At 53.6% G+C, this 16,591-nt stretch carries 16 protein-coding genes; 11 read left to right on the top strand and 5 right to left on the bottom strand.

Going from position 1 to position 16,591, the window contains the following annotated elements:
• Positions 1 to 133: 133 nt before the first annotated feature.
• Both MKY64_RS24790 and MKY64_RS24785 read right to left on the bottom strand, forming a co-directional pair.
• On the bottom strand, positions 134 to 1,084 hold the full coding sequence (locus MKY64_RS24790) for a diacylglycerol/lipid kinase family protein (RefSeq protein WP_340956424.1): 951 nt from the start codon (positions 1,082 to 1,084) through the stop codon (positions 134 to 136).
• Positions 1,085 to 1,188: 104 nt separating this feature from the next.
• Positions 1,189 to 1,527 carry a DUF4870 domain-containing protein gene (locus MKY64_RS24785; RefSeq protein ID WP_036722151.1) on the bottom strand — a complete coding sequence of 113 codons (339 nt, stop codon included), beginning with the start codon at positions 1,525 to 1,527 and terminating at the stop codon, positions 1,189 to 1,191.
• A gap of 526 nt (positions 1,528 to 2,053) precedes the next feature.
• On the opposite strand from MKY64_RS24785, the gene MKY64_RS24780 reads away from it, so the two are divergent.
• The 9 genes from MKY64_RS24780 to MKY64_RS24740 all read left to right on the top strand — a co-directional run bounded on the left by MKY64_RS24780 (position 2,054) and on the right by MKY64_RS24740 (position 9,830).
• Positions 2,054 to 2,242, top strand: a complete 189-nt coding sequence (locus tag MKY64_RS24780; protein ID WP_019913840.1) for a hypothetical protein — start codon at positions 2,054 to 2,056, stop codon at positions 2,240 to 2,242.
• Positions 2,243 to 2,658: 416 nt separating this feature from the next.
• A complete protein-coding gene (gene coxB / locus MKY64_RS24775) occupies positions 2,659 to 3,708 on the top strand; it encodes a cytochrome c oxidase subunit II (RefSeq protein WP_209877254.1) in 1,050 nt (349 codons plus the stop codon).
• A 128-nt stretch (positions 3,709 to 3,836) separates the two neighbouring features.
• Positions 3,837 to 5,675 (top strand): cytochrome c oxidase subunit I, encoded by a 1,839-nt coding sequence (ctaD, locus tag MKY64_RS24770; RefSeq protein ID WP_076086550.1) that lies wholly within the window; start codon positions 3,837 to 3,839, stop codon positions 5,673 to 5,675.
• Positions 5,676 to 5,681: 6 nt separating this feature from the next.
• Positions 5,682 to 6,308, top strand: a complete 627-nt coding sequence (locus MKY64_RS24765) for a cytochrome (ubi)quinol oxidase subunit III (RefSeq protein WP_036722156.1) — start codon at positions 5,682 to 5,684, stop codon at positions 6,306 to 6,308.
• Positions 6,309 to 6,312: 4 nt separating this feature from the next.
• Positions 6,313 to 6,636 (top strand): cytochrome C oxidase subunit IV family protein, encoded by a 324-nt coding sequence (locus MKY64_RS24760; protein ID WP_036722158.1) that lies wholly within the window; start codon positions 6,313 to 6,315, stop codon positions 6,634 to 6,636.
• Positions 6,637 to 6,661: 25 nt separating this feature from the next.
• Positions 6,662 to 7,573, top strand: coding sequence for a cytochrome c oxidase assembly factor CtaG (ctaG, locus tag MKY64_RS24755; protein WP_445165059.1), 912 nt, complete (start codon positions 6,662 to 6,664; stop codon positions 7,571 to 7,573).
• Between the two features lie 36 nt (positions 7,574 to 7,609).
• Positions 7,610 to 8,074, top strand: coding sequence for a DUF420 domain-containing protein (locus MKY64_RS24750; protein WP_036722160.1), 465 nt, complete (start codon positions 7,610 to 7,612; stop codon positions 8,072 to 8,074).
• A 149-nt stretch (positions 8,075 to 8,223) separates the two neighbouring features.
• Positions 8,224 to 8,970, top strand: a complete 747-nt coding sequence (locus MKY64_RS24745; protein ID WP_340956420.1) for a phosphotransferase enzyme family protein — start codon at positions 8,224 to 8,226, stop codon at positions 8,968 to 8,970.
• 323 nt (positions 8,971 to 9,293) lie between these two features.
• Complete coding sequence (locus MKY64_RS24740) at positions 9,294 to 9,830, top strand: nucleoside deaminase (RefSeq protein ID WP_340825695.1); 537 nt, start codon at positions 9,294 to 9,296, stop codon at positions 9,828 to 9,830.
• 259 nt (positions 9,831 to 10,089) lie between these two features.
• On the opposite strand, the gene MKY64_RS24735 is transcribed toward MKY64_RS24740, so the two are convergent.
• The 3 genes from MKY64_RS24735 to MKY64_RS24725 are packed head-to-tail and all read right to left on the bottom strand — an operon-like array spanning position 10,090 to position 14,167.
• Entirely contained in the window at positions 10,090 to 11,679 is a 1,590-nt protein-coding gene (locus MKY64_RS24735) for a methyl-accepting chemotaxis protein (protein ID WP_036722164.1), read from the bottom strand.
• Between the two features lie 29 nt (positions 11,680 to 11,708).
• Entirely contained in the window at positions 11,709 to 13,709 is a 2,001-nt protein-coding gene (locus MKY64_RS24730; RefSeq protein ID WP_340956415.1) for a chemotaxis protein CheA, read from the bottom strand.
• A 29-nt stretch (positions 13,710 to 13,738) separates the two neighbouring features.
• The gene (locus MKY64_RS24725) at positions 13,739 to 14,167 is read right to left on the bottom strand and encodes a chemotaxis protein CheW (protein WP_036722168.1); all 429 of its coding nucleotides are present in this window, start codon (positions 14,165 to 14,167) and stop codon (positions 13,739 to 13,741) included.
• Positions 14,168 to 14,377: 210 nt separating this feature from the next.
• Here MKY64_RS24725 and MKY64_RS24720 point away from each other — a divergent pair, with 210 nt between their 5' ends.
• Together MKY64_RS24720 and MKY64_RS24715 are read left to right on the top strand one after the other, a co-directional pair.
• Positions 14,378 to 15,337: a tyrosine-type recombinase/integrase gene (locus tag MKY64_RS24720; RefSeq protein ID WP_340956413.1), complete on the top strand. Its 960-nt coding sequence runs from the start codon at positions 14,378 to 14,380 to the stop codon at positions 15,335 to 15,337.
• A gap of 496 nt (positions 15,338 to 15,833) precedes the next feature.
• Positions 15,834 to 16,562, top strand: a complete 729-nt coding sequence (locus MKY64_RS24715; RefSeq protein WP_339312549.1) for a hypothetical protein — start codon at positions 15,834 to 15,836, stop codon at positions 16,560 to 16,562.
• The last annotated feature ends 29 nt before the right edge of the window (positions 16,563 to 16,591 follow it).

Genomic DNA, 16,591 nt, shown 5'->3' with positions numbered 1-16,591 from the left:
AGTGTTTCAGAGAATAAGGTCCTTGTGGTCCGTTGCCTGCCTAATTTATGACTTTCATCCAGAATAAGAGCGCCTCAGTCCGTTACGCGGAGCCACATATGTGCCCACCGCGCCGCGTCCCGCCGCGCCCGGCCTAGCCGCCCGCGCGGCAGGACGCGGCGCCGGCAGCCACCGCCGGGGCTGCCGCCAGCGGCGAGAGCACGCGCAGCGCGCCCGGCTCGCAAGCCACGGCCAGCGGCGCTGTGCCGAGCGCTTCGCCGTCGCCGATGGCGTGGCGCGGCTGCGCGAAGTGCACGGCTACGCTGCGTCCGCGCAGCATCGTGACATAGGGCAGCTTCGTGTGGCTGCCCTTCACCACCGTCGGGAACAGCCGCAGCAATTGCATACGGCTGACCCCATGCACGACGCAGACGTCAAGCAGGCCGTCGCCTGATTCCGCCTGCGGGCAGATCAGCAGCCCGCCGCCGTAGCTGGGCAGGTTGCAGACCGAGACCAGCCACGCCTGGTCATAGGCCTGCTCCTTGCCGTCGCAGGTCACGCTGACGCGGCAGGGCTTGAAGGTCATCAGCGTATGCAGCACGCCGATGATATAGGCTAGGCGCCCGGCGCCAATGGCGTTGCACAGCCGCTTGTAGCGGCTGCCGTTCACATTGACGGCCACCTGCGCGTCGAAGCCGCTGGCCACCGCCGTCAGGGTGAGACCACCTGCCGCGCTCATCAGATCGGCTTCGATGCAGTGTTCCTGCAGCGCGGTGTCCAGCGCAGCCTCAGGCGCGAGCGGGATGCTGAACCCGCGCGCAGTGTCATTGCCCGAACCCGCCGGGATGACTCCCAGCGGGACCCCTCTACGCCGCAGTGCGCCCAGCACGCTGTGGATCGTGCCGTCGCCGCCGACAATGATGGCGGCGCGCCAGTCCTCGCGGCGGGCAAGCGCCTGCAGCACCTGACTCTCTGCACTGTCAGCGCTCTGGGTGAACAGCGCTTCATACGGAACAGTCCGCGCCGCAAGCAAGGCCTGTACGGTGTGCCAGATCCGCCGTCCCGCCCCGCCGCCGGAGCGGGGATTTATGATGAACAAATACATGGATGCTTCCCCCAGCCTGTAGATTCCTGCATGTCTTATCCCATTGTAAGGAGCGGGCAGGCAAAAGGGAAACTATTTTCTGCTGCGCGGGGCTACATCTACAGCTATAGCTGCCGCAGCTGGCTTTCGGCGATCTCTCCCACCCAGGGGAGCTTGAACCATCTGCTGCCAAGGGCATGGTAGATCATCAGGAGCCAGACTGCGAAGCTGCATAGGGAGATCAGGGCGCCTGCCACATCACCGAGAAGCGGAATGAAGCCGCTGAGCACATGGGCGATCATAAGGACTCCGAAGGCAATCAGAGATTGAAGCGAGTGGAACAGGACAAAGCGGCTGCGCTTCTCCAGAGCGAGGAAAATAATCGCACCGATAAATGGAAAAAAATAACACAAGGCGGCGGCAAGGTTATCGGGCAGTCCGGTCGAAGATCTGAAAGGCGACAAAGGGCTCACTCTCCTTGGATTGTAGAAGAAAAAGGCAAAGATTATTCGTGCTTCTTCCCTACAAGCCTATGAGGTGTCCGGGCAAAGTATGAGCTGTGCGGAATGCTGTCCAATAATTTTTGGGGATAGGGGGCATACTATGATCAGGTTCCCAAACGGAAGGTCAAGCATATACTATAAAAAAATTCCATTTGCATTTTTACATGGAAAGGTGGAAGTTAATCTGGAATATGATACAATATAACGATAAGGCCCGAAAGGAGTGATTCAGCAAGTGGCTCTTCGGGTAATTAAAGTGTCAAGGTGTCTTTGCAGTGGGACATCCTTACTCTCAGCCCAAATCACGACGAACCTGCTTCACCGGCAAGGCGGATTTCCAAGTTCATGGAATGGTAGTCTGGACGGGTAATGCAAGCCGCGTATGTGTAATGGTTTCTTACTTGCATTTCAAGGTTACGGCGAACTTTTCATCATGCATTCTCTACAACGGAGCATTCATTTTCAATGTTTTGGGAGGGAACTGATCATGGCAAGTAAAGGTCATAACGAAGTCAAGGAAAGTCTGCGGGAAATGACACGTATTTTCCGGCCCAAAGATCCCAAGAAATTTGTGAAAGAGTACGTCCGGAAGTATCGGATCACGGGAGGATACGAGGAAGAGCTGACCATGGTTGTGGAGCATGAGCTGGTTAGAATGAATTCTTCCGTCTCCTGAAGAAGCGGGCAGAGAGAGTGATTCTGTTTCGTGCTGTTTGATGCCGACAACTATACATTTAATCTACATTCAAGCGATAACATCCATGAGGATTCTCATAAACCGTGCCCGGGCAGCCTTCTGCTTCTGGAATCGGTTTTTTTTGTATGCATATTGCAGATCATCTTCGTATGTCAAATGAATGTTTAGACACAAATAAATATGAATACGCTTCAAAAGTAGTTTAACAGTTTTCCGGGAAAATTGAAAGCGCTTATAAAATCAGTATTGACAAGCTTTCCGCGACTTTAAAATGATTATGTGAATTTGTTGTGAACGATTGACAAAAACGTAGACCGAACTTATATTAATAGTGATTGTTATAATTGACAGGAAAATACTCTAATCTACGAATTCGGGAAAAGCGGGGTAGATCAATGATGAAAACGTGGCAGGCTGGTAAGCGGCTTCTTCCCATGACCGCAGCACTTGGACTCCTTCTGGCCGGATGCGGGCGGGAGGACTTGTCGGTACTCAGACCGCAGGGACCCGTAGCGGAAAGCTCTTACGGACTGATGAAGCTGTCGATCACGATCATGATTGTGGTGCTGCTGATCGTCTTCTCCATTGCGGCTTATGTATGGATTCGCTTCCGCCGGAAGAAGGATCAGGATGAGATTCCGAAGCAGGTGGAGGGCAGCTTCAAGCTGGAGGTGCTATGGACGGTCATCCCGCTTATTCTCGTCATTGTGCTGGCGATTCCTACGGTGAAGGTGGTCTTCGCTGCCGGCAATGATCATTCGGATGACAAGGACGCCATCAAGGTCAAGGTGACCGGCCACCAGTACTGGTGGGAGTTCGAATATACGGATTACGGAATAACGACCGCGCAGGATCTGATTATTCCTACAGGTAAGCACATTGCCTTTGAGCTCAGCACCAAGGATGTGCTGCATTCCTTCTGGGTACCCTCGCTGGCCGGGAAAATGGACACCAATCCCGACGGCACGGTGAACCGCTTCAGCTTCAGTGCGCCGAATGAAGGCGTTTACCGGGGGAAATGCGCAGAGCTGTGCGGACCCTCCCACGGGTTCATGGAGTTTAAGGTGAAGTCGGTCAGCGGTGAGGCCTTTGACAAGTGGGTGGCTTCAATGAAGGCGCCGGAGTCGGTGATGCCGGAAGATCCAGTACTGGCTGAGAAATTCAAGTCCCAGTGCCTGACTTGCCATGCGATTGGCAGCATGCCTGCATCACCGGTGGCTCCAAGCCTGACCGGAATCGGCTCCCGTGAATCGGTTGCCGGAATTCTGCTTAATGATGACACTCGAGAAGACGGGGCGCCGGTCCTTGAGAATCTGAAGACTTGGCTGCATGATCCGCAGAGCGTGAAGCCCGGCAACAAGATGCCGAACCCGAAGGATATGGGCTTAAGTGATGAAGAGATCGACGGCATTGCCGAATATCTGGCCGGTTATACGCTGGAATAGGGGCCTATGACTGAAGCGGAAGCAGCATATTTGATAAGGGGGTACATACCTTGGCTCACGCAGCGCAATCCTTGCAGCCCTCCCAGCCCTTGCAGCCCGGCCACAGCGCCAAGCGGCATACCGGGCTGATGGACTGGATTACCACCGTCGACCACAAAAAAATAGCCATCCTGTATCTATGGGCCGGCGGCCTTTTCTTCGGCATTGGCGGCCTGGAGGCGATCCTGATCCGTATTCAGCTGATCAAGCCGATGAATACCTTCCTGGATGCCCAGACCTTCAACGAGCTGATTACCATGCACGGCACGACCATGATCTTTCTAGGAGTCATGCCGGTTATTTTCGCGCTGATGAATGCGGTGATTCCGCTGCAGATCGGCGCGCGGGATGTCGCCTTTCCTTTTCTCAACTCGCTGGGCTTCTGGACCTTCCTGTTCGGCGGTCTTCTGCTTAACCTGAGCTGGGTGATGGGCGGCGCGCCGGATGCGGGCTGGACGGCCTATACCCCACTTTCAAGTACGGGCTACAGTCCCTCACACGGAGTGGACTTTTATACGATAGGGCTGCAGATTGCCGGACTCGGCACACTGATTGGCGGGATTAACTTCCTGGCTACCATCATCACGATGCGTGCACCGGGGATGTCCTTCATGCGGATGCCGATGTTCGCCTGGGCTACCTTCATTACCTCAGCCATTATTCTGTTTGCATTCCCTGCGGTTACCGTAGGACTTGTCCTGCTTACCTTCGACCGGATTCTGGACGCCAATTTCTTCAATGTTGCCGGAGGGGGCAATCCCGTGCTGTGGCAGCATATCTTCTGGATCTTCGGGCATCCCGAAGTGTATATTCTGATTCTCCCGGCCTTCGGCATCATCTCCGAGGTCATTCCGACCTTCTCGCGCAAGCGGCTGTTCGGGTACAGCTCCATGGTCTTCGCGACAATTCTGATCGCCTTCCTGGGCTTCATGGTCTGGGCGCATCATATGTTCACCACCGGCCTCGGTCCGGTCGCGAACGCCTTGTTCTCCGTCTCTACGATGCTGATTGCCGTCCCGACCGGGATCAAGATCTTCAACTGGCTGTTCACCATGTGGGGCGGACAGGTACGGTTCACGACCCCGAATCTGTTCGCGGCCGGGTTCATTCCTACCTTCACGATGGGCGGAGTAACCGGGGTGATGCTGGCCTCCGCGCCGGCAGACTTCCAGTTCCATGATACGTACTTCGTGGTGGCGCATTTCCACTATGTAATCGTTGGCGGTCTGGTGCTCGGGCTGTTCGCCGGGCTGCACTACTGGTGGCCGAAGATGTTCGGGCGGATGCTTAGCGAATCCTTGGGCAAGTGGACCTTCTGGACCTTCATTATCGGGTTCCACTTAACGTTCTTCGTGCAGCATTTCCTGGGACTGATGGGGATGCAGCGGCGCGTATTTACCTATTTGCCGAACCAGCAGTTCGATACGCTCAACCTGGTCAGTACGGTGGGGGCGTTCCTGATGGGAGTGGGCATGATTATCTTCCTTGTAAATGTGTTCTTGACCTCCAGACGGCCGGCGGATGCGCCGGAAGACCCGTGGGAAGACGGGCGGACCCTGGAATGGACGATCCCTTCGCCGCCGCCGGAATATAACTTCAAGCAGACGCCGCTGGTGCGGGGCCTGGATGCTTTCTGGAAAGAGAAAATGGCCGGGCATAAGGCCATGACCCCGGCGGAGCCGATTGGTCCGATTCATATGCCGTCGGCCACGATTCTGCCGTTCCTGATGTCCGTCGGTATCTTCATTGCGGGCCTTGGCTTTATGTTCAGCCGCGATGAATTCAGCAGCAGCATTATGAGCTTCCTGTTCAATAATTATATTGTTACAGCGCTGGGGCTTCTTATTACCTTCGGATCGATGCTGATGCGGTCGCTGTTCGACGATCACGGCTGGCATATTGAACCCGAAGAGCTGGAAGGAAGGTGAGCAGAGATGACAACGGCACATGCTGAAGCGGCGGACGGTACACTCCCGCATGAACCCGAGAAAGCGACCCTGGAAGGACGCAATAAAGTGTTGGCCTTCTGGCTGTTCCTCGGAGGGGAAGCGGTGCTCTTCGGCACCCTGTTCGCTACCTTCCTGGCGCTGCGTAATCAGACGAATGAGGGACCCTCGGCGGCTGAGCTATTCCATCTGCCGCTTGTTGCGGCAGCGACCTTCCTCCTCCTGGTCAGCAGTCTGACCAGTGTGTTCGCCATTCAGGCCATGCACCGGGGAAATGTGGCCCAGCTACGGAACTGGCTGGTGGTGACTGTCCTGCTCGGCCTTGCCTTCCTGATCCTGGAGATCTACGAGTTCAGTGTATATATCCGGCATGAGGAATTCGGGATGACGACGAGTGCGTTCAGCTCGGCTTTTTATACGCTGGTCGGGTTCCACGGTGCCCATGTCGCCTTCGGGATTCTGTGGATCTCCGTGCTGATCGGGCAATTGGCGCATAAAGGCTTGACGGTCGTTACTGCACCGAAGATCTATGTCTCGGCGATGTATTGGCATTTCATTGATGTGGTGTGGGTCTTTATCTTCACAGTCGTATACCTGCTCGGAAAGGTGGGGTGAAGCCATGACGACGAAGCAGCCTTCTTCAGATTCTGCGGTGAAGCACCGGCACCGTCCGGAAGGACCGCAGCGGCATATTGTGGTGTTTGTGTTCTCCGTGGTGCTGACGCTGATCGCCTTTGCCGCGGTGGCGGCCGGAGGGGTGAATGCTACCTTTGCGATTATCCTGCTGCTAGTAATGGCTGTGCTGCAGGTGTTCCTGCAGATGGGCTTCTGGATGCATCTGAAGGACAAAGGGCATATGCTCCCGATTATCTTCATGCTGGGCGGCTTTTTTATCGCAGGCACCTGTATTGTAATGGCGCTCTATTGGGTATGGTGGGATTGATTCTATCTCCGGGGAGGTCTTGAGGATGATACCGGGATTGCAATATTTCAGCTTTACGGAACTATGGAGTCCGTTGTTTCTGGCCCTGATGCTCCTCCTGACTGCCGGATATTTTGTGCTGATCGGTCCGCTGGCCTCCCGTTTTGAGGGCAGCACTGCAGTCCCCTTCTGGCGGAGGGGGCTGTTCTTATGCGGAATGCTGGCCCTCTATCTTGCGCAGGGAGGACCTGTCAGTCTGCTGGGACATATCTTATTTTCCTTCCATATGGTGAGTATGGCCTTATCCTATCTGGTGGCGGTCCCGTTGATTATGCTCGGTATCCCCGACTGGTGCTGGCGTGCTCTGCTGCGGGTGAATCCGGTGAAGGGACTGGCTTTTCTCGCGAAGCCGGTGGTGGCGGCCCTGCTCTTCAATGGTCTGTTCTCGCTCTACCACATCCCCGCCATCCATGATTATGTCATGCTGCATTTCACCGTTCACCGTCTGTATTATGGCATCCTGTTCCTGACCTCGGCGCTGATGTGGTGGAATCTGATTAACCCCTTGCCGGAATACCGGGCGCTTAGCGGTCTGGGGCAGGTGGGCTTCATCTTCCTGAACATGGTGCTGCTGACACCAGCCTGCGGGCTGATTATTTTTGCGGGCTCCCCCCTCTATGCTACGTATAGCGACCCGGGCACCTGGGCGAAGGCGATGGGCTACTGTGTACCGCAGAGTCCGGCTGCATTATTGCAGGCTTTTGGCGGTCCCGGCTTCTTCGGATCTCTGTCCCCCAAGGTAGATCAGCAGGTCGGCGGCATCGTGATGAAGTTCATTCAGGAATTTATTTTCGCCTCGATGCTTGCTTATGTGTTCTATCATTGGTATAAAAAAGAGAACGGACAAGAGGACACAGAAGTGTCCGCGTCACCCTCTGCCCTGGCGGAGGAGGTCTGAACTATAACGAGCTGGTAAGTACCGAGGGGGATATTCATGGATATTTTCACATTGTTTCCTACGATCAGTACATCGTTCATCGTCATAAGCGCGGTGCTGGTGGCCATCGGCTGGAGACAGATCATTCAAGGCAAACGCGAAGCGCACAAGAAGACGATGATTGCAGCTGCGGTGGCAGCGATTCTGTTCTTCCTGGTGTACTCGTCAAGAACGGTGTTCGTAGGCAATACCTCCTGGGGAGGACCGGATGAGCTGACGACGATCTACCATGTCTTCCTGATCTTCCACATTGTACTGGCTACCGTCGCTGCCGTATTCGGCATCACCACGCTGACGCTTGGCTTCAAGGCCAAGTATGCCAAGCACCGCAAGTGGGGCAGAGTGACCTCCGTCATCTGGTTCATCACCGCTATTACGGGAGTCGCTGTCTACGTCCTGCTGTATATCTTCTATCCGGGCGGACATACGAAGCCGGTCTGGGAAATCATCCTGGGCGCTTAGGCCGAGGGAAGAGAAGTCCTGGATCATAGGGGAAAAGCCTGTCCATCTGCCGCTGCTGCGGGGGAGGGGCGGGCTTTTTTGAATGAGGAGCCGGGAGGGTGCAGGCGAAATGTAGTCGAAAAACCGAACACATTGGGCGGGTACTATCGGTGAATGGAAAGGATTTTGAGCGTATTCATGGAAATACGATGGATTTTTACGCAGCAGCGTTCGATTTTGCACCCGGCACAAAAGTCGGATATCCGGAATGCCTGGGGAATCCGATGCTATACGAACAATGTGGCCGTATTACAGGCCATATTCATGAACTGACTAAGCAGTACAAACTGGTATCCAGAAGACATACCTGGGAAACTAATGAATACCTTGTGCGGGCGAAAGATTATTTGCCGGCAGAGCTTGGGCCCATTCTGCATGCCCTAGACGCACTAAAAGCTGATTTGAGCAGTTTGCCTGTTACCTCAGATAATTTCGGTTTAATTCACGGGGATATCAACGTAGGTAATTTCTTGGTAGATGAGTCAGGGCGGATAACGCTTTTTGATTTCGATGAGTCTCAATACAGCTGGTATGCTGAGGATATTGCTATCCAGCTCTATTATTTACTGTATGTATTTGGGGAGGATTCAAGGTCTGAACGTAAGGCGCAATACGAGCTTTTTATCCGGCATTTCGAGCTGGGCTACGCGGAGGATGGCCGGCAGTTCCCCGATGGCTGGAAGAGTCAACTGGATTTGTTTCTTAAACTGCGTGAAATTATCGTAGTCGTCGGCATGCACCGGAGTTGGGATTTAACCCAGGCTGACGATTGGACGCGTGGGTTCTTGCAAGAGAGTACAGTGCGTATTACCAAGGGGATTTCATTAATTGATGGGTTCGGCGAAGAGGGACAATGATGATAGTTGGAAAAAGCACACTTAGTTCCAGCGATACAGCCAGTTGCAGGTAAGCAATTGGAAAAAGTCCACCTAATTCCCCGAAAATCATCGAATTGGACGGAATCGTAGAAATTAAGTGTTGTTTGTCCAACTGCTGTCCGTGAATGGGGCGGTGCCGCAGGATTGGATGGAAAAAATCCAATTAACGCCATTAGCTGCGTTCAGAACTGTACACTAAAACCTTTGAATCGGTGTATCCCTGTTCTGAAACGTTCCTGGGTATGATACTTTTCTTATGGGAACCCGAAAAATAGAATGAAATTTAGTTAGGATGGGTGAAAATGGACAACCACTATGAATACCTTCTGCTTGCCTTCGAAGAAGCTGAAAAAGCAAAAGAAGAAGGGACTTACCCAATTGGGGCAGTCATTATTGATTCTAACGGAACCGTTGTTAGCCGGGGTAGAAATAGAGTTTTTTCCAGCTATGATACAACTTCACATGCAGAAGTAGACGCTATAAGAAAGGCTGGACATAAGATATTAGATGTTGAAAGTAAGAAATTTGTTGTAGATAACGGGCTTACGTTATATACGACGTGCGAGCCCTGTCCAATGTGTACGGGGACTATAGTTCTCTCCAAGATAAAAAAAGTGGTGTGGGCTGCAAATGATGCTGAAATCGGAGCATTTAAAAAATTCAAAGAAAGGACAAGTCCGTTGCCGATTTATAATGATTTATTTAATGACATTGAAATTGTGGCTGCTCCCTACTCTGATTTAGAAATTAGACAAAGACTAATGCTGGCTGAATGGAATAATAATCGGGGTTACACCGATAATCATTGGAATAAAGAATTCATACGTGATGCGGAGTGATAATTTACGAAGAGCATATTCTCAGGCGGTTAAGCTCTAACGACCAAGGCATGATCGACACGGCTCATCAAACCGTGGCGGAAAGCTGGATGTTGTTACGTGAACAGCTAAATCTGAAGAATATCGTTAATCGATTCAGCTAACGGTAACCGTCAGCTCAATAAACAGCGACAGTCTAGGACTTGAATTTCTGTCCACCACTGCCGCTGTTTCACTTTCAAGGTTTGTCTAAATATTGATGCTTGGAGCAAGGATGAAGCTACAACCGAAACGAAGACACCGTGCTCTGCAGCTCCTCAGCCAGGCTGGCCAGGGACTGGGCGGAGGAGGCGGTCTCTTCGCTGCTGGCGGCGGACTGCTGGGTGGTGGCGGAGATGCTCTCCACGGCAGCGAGAACGTTGGTGGACTGGGCGGCTTGTTCTTCGCTGGCGGCGGCGATTTCGGATATCTTCTGTCCGGCGTTGTTGACCATCGTCACGATCTGATGAAAAGAAACGCCGGTCTTCTGCGACAGCTCCGCACTCTCCTGCACAGCGCTCACGCTGTAGCGTGTATTCACCTGCATCCCCTTGATGATGCTGGTGATCTGCTTAGTGGCCTCGCCGCTGCGCTCGGCCAGCTTGCGCACCTCGTCAGCCACCACCGCGAAGCCCCGGCCCTGTTCCCCCGCTCTTGCGGCTTCAATGGCGGCATTCAGAGCAAGCAGGTTGGTCTGATCTGCAATATCCTCAATAACATCGATAATCTCGCCGACCTTCTGCGAGTCCTCCTCAAGCTTAGCCATCTGTCCGCTGACAGCCTGCATACTCTCCATCGACTCCTGAATGATGCTGTTCCCGTTCTCGGCAATCGTAACGGTCTCATCGGAGATGACCGAGGCCTGCTCGGTATTCTGGGCTACAGAGTGGATCGCGCTGGACAGCTCTTTGAATAACTCGCTGATGGTCCCGGCATCATCCGCTGTGGTCGTGCTGCCGCTTGCCACCTCTTGCGTACTGGCGGAGATCTCCTCGGCGGCGGCGGACAGGCTCTGGGAATGCAGCAGGATGGAGCCCACTGTGTTACGGAGGCTGCTGACCATCTCGTTCACCTTGGCAGCCAGGATGCCGATTTCATCTCTGGTGTCGATATCGGATTGGCTGCGCAGGTCGCCGTCAGCCACCTTCGAGAGAACCTTGACAACCTTCGCCAGCGGATTAGAAATAATCCGGGAGATGATATACCCTAGCAGGATGCACAGAATGACTGCACCGATAATGATACTGAGGGTAATATTACGCGAAGAGCTATAGAGTGCGGCTCCGCTCTGTCTGGCCTGATCCGCTTCCTTGGTGTTGGTGAGAATCAGCTCGTTCAGAATATTCTTCAAGGTATCGCCTTGGTTGTTAAGCGTGCTGCCGCGCAGCATCTCCAGCAGCTTCTCGTCCTGTCCCGTCAGGGAGAGGCTGACAAGAGAATCGTACGTTAACAGATAATCATTCCATGCCGCTTCAAAAGGGGCAATGGCTTGAACCGATTCCGCGCTCAGCTTGGTTTTGCGGAAGGCCGCGATGTTATCGAGTACGTTCTGCTTCTCTTTTTTATAATCGTCCACCCGCTGCTGGCGTTCCTCAGGGGTCTTCTTAATGTACAGATCCCTGACGATAACGCGCATGACCGAGAAGCTGTTCTGTGAGCTTTGCAGGGAGGAGACGGGAACCAGATTGTTCACATACATATCGTCCAGACTGTTATTAATCGAGCCGAGGTTGCTGAGACCGTAGAGGCCCACGAAGGAAAGAATGACAGCGACGGTCAGGAAGGACGAGATTAATTTCACGCTTGTTTTTAGATTATAGAACCATTTCATACCTGTTTCCCCCAGTAAAGATGATTTTGTTAAGCGAAGACTCCCGTATTGAAAAATAAGCTGGCTGTATCTATGATCAGAGCGATATTGCCATTTCCCAGGATGGTAGCTCCTGATATGTTCTCAGTCTTGCCCATGTAGGCCCCGAGCGATTTGATTACGATATCCTGATTGCCGATAAGTGTATCCACGGCCAGTGCCAGCCGTTTCTCTCCCCGCCCTACGATAATCAGCGGAATGGATGCTGATCTGCCGCCCGCACCTGCGGGGAGCCGCAGGATATCCTGCAGCCAGACCACCGGTACGAGCTGTCCCCGTGCGGTAATGACAGGCTGGCCCCGGACAGAGCTGATCTCCTCTGGAGTGACGCGGACAATCTCGGCCACACTGCTCATGGGAATCACGAAGGTGGCTCCCCCGGCATGAACGAGCAGACCCCGGATGATGGCGAGCGTCAGGGGCAGACGAATCCGGAAGCGGGTGCCTTGCCCCCGCGTGGTTTCGATATCGATCATACCGTTAATCCGTTCAATATCATTGCGGACGATATCCATTCCGACCCCGCGGCCGGAAATATCGCTGATGTGCGGGGCGGTAGAGAAGCCGGGCCGGAAAATAAGCCGCAGCGCCTCATCCTCAGTCATCCCGCCGGCCTCTTCAGCCGTAATGATGCCCTTCCGCAGGGCAGACTCTGCAATCAGGCTGGAATCAATCCCGGCCCCGTCGTCCTCGATGACCAGGATAACCTGATTATCCTCATGGGAGGCCGCGACGCGGACGGTTCCGGTCTCGCTTTTGCCGGCGCTGCGGCGGATTTCAGGGGTCTCTATACCGTGATCAACGGCATTGCGCAGCAGATGGATCAGCGGGTCGCCAAGCTCTTCAATGAGCGTCCGGTCCAGCTCCGTCTCCTTGCCTTCAAGAACCAGCTCAACCTGCTTGTTCAGGGAGCCGGACAAGTCCCGGACCATGCGGGGCAGACGGTTGAACAGCTGCTCTATCGGCAGCATCCGCACCTTAATCATGCTCTCCTGCAGTTCCCCCGTAATCATAGCCAGATGGTCGGCAAGCTGGCCCAGCTCCTCTGTCAGATCATTGGTTCCGTATTGCTGGTGGAATCTGCGGTTCAGCAGATGGAACCGGGTCTGATCGATGACCAGCTCACCCGCCAGGTTCATCAGCTTCTCCAGACGCTCCACCTGGACGCGGATCGTTTGCGGCTTGGTTTTGTCAGCGGCAGACGGCGGGGATTCTGGTACTTCCGGGAGCTCCCGGCTCCCCGTCTCCGGATGGGGCGGTCTCACGAATTCACCGGGACGCGGGGAATCGTTAAGCACTTCTTCTATGTATATACGATCAACATCCATAATGGATAAGACCTCCTGACGGAGCTCCTCGATATCGATCTTAGGCGACAGCAACCAGGAGGCCTCGTCGATCCGGCTGTCGTGGTCCTCTATCTCTTCCAGCTCCGGCTTCATGCGCAGGACCGCAGCGACACTCCGCAGCTTGGCATCGATCAGGTGAAGACGGGGCAGCTTCATCTCACAGCCGGGAGAGAGCCACACATGCACCCAGAACAGCTGGAGGGGAAGCTCTGCCTGACTTGTCTGCACAGCAGGGACCTTATCCTCCGGCTTCTGCAGCTCCTCCGCTGCGAATGTACTCAGCCGCTGCACCAGACCGGACACATCTGTGGTCTCCTGATCCGTAGCAGCGATCTCGCTCTGCAGCGCGCGCATTCCATCCAGCGCTCCGAAGAACAGGCGGATCAGCTCCGGCGTGACCGTCCGCTCCCCTCCCCGCATCTGATGAAGCAGATGCTCCAGATGATGCGTGACTTCCTTCAGCCCGTTGTAGCCCATAGAGGCCGAGGAGCCCTTAAGGGTATGGGCCGCCCGGAAAAACTGCTGGATTCCGTCTTCTGTCTCCCCGGTCTGCTCCAGCCTGAGCACCTCATCCTCGATCAGCTGCAGCTGGTCCTCAAGTTCCTCCAGAAATATCCCTCGGTATTCCGATAAATCAACCATGGTTCGCCTTCTCTCCGTTTAGCCTTTGTTTAGTCTCGCAGCAGGATCTCATCCAGCCGCAGAATGCCGACCAGCTCGGAAGAAGAGAAGCCTACTCCGTTGAAGAAGGAGCCGCTGACTCCAGAGATGCTGCCCTGTGCAGGCTGAATATCGCTGAAGGTCGTCACTTTATTCACGTTGTCGACAATAACGCCCAGGGATTCCTCCTGGTGATGGACCACCAGAATGCGTGTGTGTTTGGTCGGCTCCACTTCTTCCATCTGAAGCAGCACTCTAAGGCTGAGCACCGGCACAATTTTACCCCTGAGGTTGATAATGCCCTTAACGTAGTGACGGCTGCTGGGGATTTCCGTTATTTCCTGCATTCTTATAATTTCATGAACATCTGAGATCGGGATCGCATAATGCTCGTGATCTACCCCGAATTCAACATATTGTTTCTGCAAAACGGTCTCCATAGTTACCCTCCGGCTTCTCATATTACTTAGCTGGCCCGCAGCCGCTATTCTGTCTCCGTCCCCCTCCTGAGTTCTTCGCGTTACCTTCTGCTGATCTTGTGTATTCCGGTCTTTGGCCATTCCTGTGTGATAATGGGACAAAATACCACAAAAATGTCGTACAATATCACTTATGCGACATGTCTATTCCTGAGGAGTGATGAAAAAAGAATGAGCCAGACCGAATTTAGCCGTACGGCGCTCAGCTTGGTGTACCCGGAAGAGGGCTACCTAAGCGATGATCAGATTGTTCAGATGTTTATGGCTACCTGCTGTACGAATGTTAATACAGGTCGGAATTATAAGCGGGCGATTGCCGATTTCCGCAGATTTATTGCAGGCACCTCCTTAAGGGCAGTGACCTGGAGGGAGATGGAGGCGTATAAGATTTTCCTGACGCAGGGGGGCTACAGTTATCAGAGGCAGCTGGCACCGGCAAGCATAGCGGCATTCCTTGCGCCGTTGAAGTCTTTTTATAAATGGGGGAGTGACCAGCATATCGGGATTTTTGCAGTGAATCCGACCTCTTCGGTACGCATCCCCAAAATAACCGTTACCAGCCGCAAAAACTTCCTGACCAAACGGGAGGTGGGGGAATTACTGAATGTACTGGAGAAGCAAGGACTGCGCAATTATCTGATCGGGCTGACGCTGGTAGTGCTCGGTCTGCGGGTGTCAGAGCTGACGGCGATGAAGTGGGGGGACTTCCATAATGATCTGCTGGAGACCTCGGTCTGGCTGACCGTGGAGAACGGCAAGGGGGGCAAGCCTAGGGAAATTAAGGTTCCGCCGACCCTGTGGCAGCTGTATTCCAAGTTGTCTGATACCTTGCCAGGGAAGGAAGAGGCCAACCCGGAGCAGCGGATGTTTCCGTTATCTTCACGGCAGGTGGAACGGATTATCAAGAATGCCGGAGAAGCCAGCTCAATTGAGAAAAAGCTGACCCCGCACTGGCTGCGCCACACGAATGCCACACTGGCCTTGCTCCAGGGAGCGTCGCTTCAGCAGGTTCAGGAATCGCTGGGGCATTCCCACATCAACACCACTCAGCGTTATCTCCACACCGTTCAGCAGATTCAAAAGGCTGCCCCGGATTTTGTCGAGGACAGCCTGCGCACGTTCATACAATAGATTAGATTCGACAAAAATTGCAGAAGCACGAATGGAACATAATTGTGGAAACAGAGGGGCTGATCCAGCGAAGTTTCTATACAGAAGTTAGGAAATGACCTATAATAAACGCATGGCTGCTTGATTATGCGCAAGTATGCATGGTTTATCGTATTTTACTCAAAAAAAGTCGCATAAGTGATATTGTACGACAAAAAACGTCAAAGTATACATACAGACTTAGCTTCATGTGGTTTGTTGCATCGAAATCCGGTCCTTGTGCCGCAAATCCCGCGTATGCTCCAATAATAAAGTCCAGACTCCGCCTATGTGCGGGGTTTTTTTCGTGCGTGGAATCGAAATACTAAGAATAGTAGAGTTTTTCTGTTGACAGTGGAAAACACAGGTCATATACTGTGTATATAGATATATACAGTAAGCACACACAGATACACACTGAGGCTAGCTGATCTGCCAGCTCCTGCTGTTCAAGACGAATAAAGCGAGGTTAGAAGTTATGACAACATTAAAGCAAGCGTGGGTCATCGTACGCAGCGAATTCCACGGTGACCGCTGGAAGCTGCTGTGGGCGCTGCTGTTCTCGCTCCTGTTCATGGGATATTTTGCCGCACTGTCAGGAATGGTCATCGACGATACGCTAACGGGACATGACAAGCAGTTGCTCAGCGATGTTCTGATGGTTACGATGATGCTCATGCTCACGATCACCTTCTCCCGGCGGACAATGAAGTATATCTCGGAGGATTCCTATACCCGGATGCTGGCGTATATGCGGGCGTTGCCGGTACCGGTAGCAGCTATTCTCTGTAAAAGAAAGCTGGACACCCTGCTCGCCGTTGCCATGAACAGCACGTTGTTCTTCAGCCTGATCTATCTGCTCAGCCCCGGAATACGCGCTGAACTGCCGCCTGCTTCGTATCTGGCTTTTGCTTTTACCTGGATCGGTTACAGCCTGATTGTCGCTGGCATGTACATTATCATCGAGTTCTCGGTCAGCGGCGTCATGTACTTCTGGATCATCTCAGCCGTTATGCTGCTGGCGCTGGGCGTGTCAGGACTAGTCTACCTGGCGGGAGGCAATATACTGCTCGCCACGGTCGCTGTATCCAAGGAGTGGGGCCTATTGTCTCCCTTGATGTGGGGGGCGCTGGCACTTGGCATGCTATCGATTCAGCTATTCTCCAGATGGACGATTCACCGGCTGAAGAGCCGTGATCTCGTATGAGACGGGGCAAGGCGTTCATCCGGGGGCCG

Source organism: Paenibacillus sp. FSL R7-0210 (assembly GCF_038009085.1).
In the GTDB taxonomy this organism is placed as follows: Bacteria; Bacillota; Bacilli; order Paenibacillales; family Paenibacillaceae; genus Paenibacillus_AQ; species Paenibacillus_AQ silagei.
The sequence above is the reverse complement of the archived record's forward strand: the minus strand, read 5'-3'. Positions and strand labels throughout refer to the sequence as shown.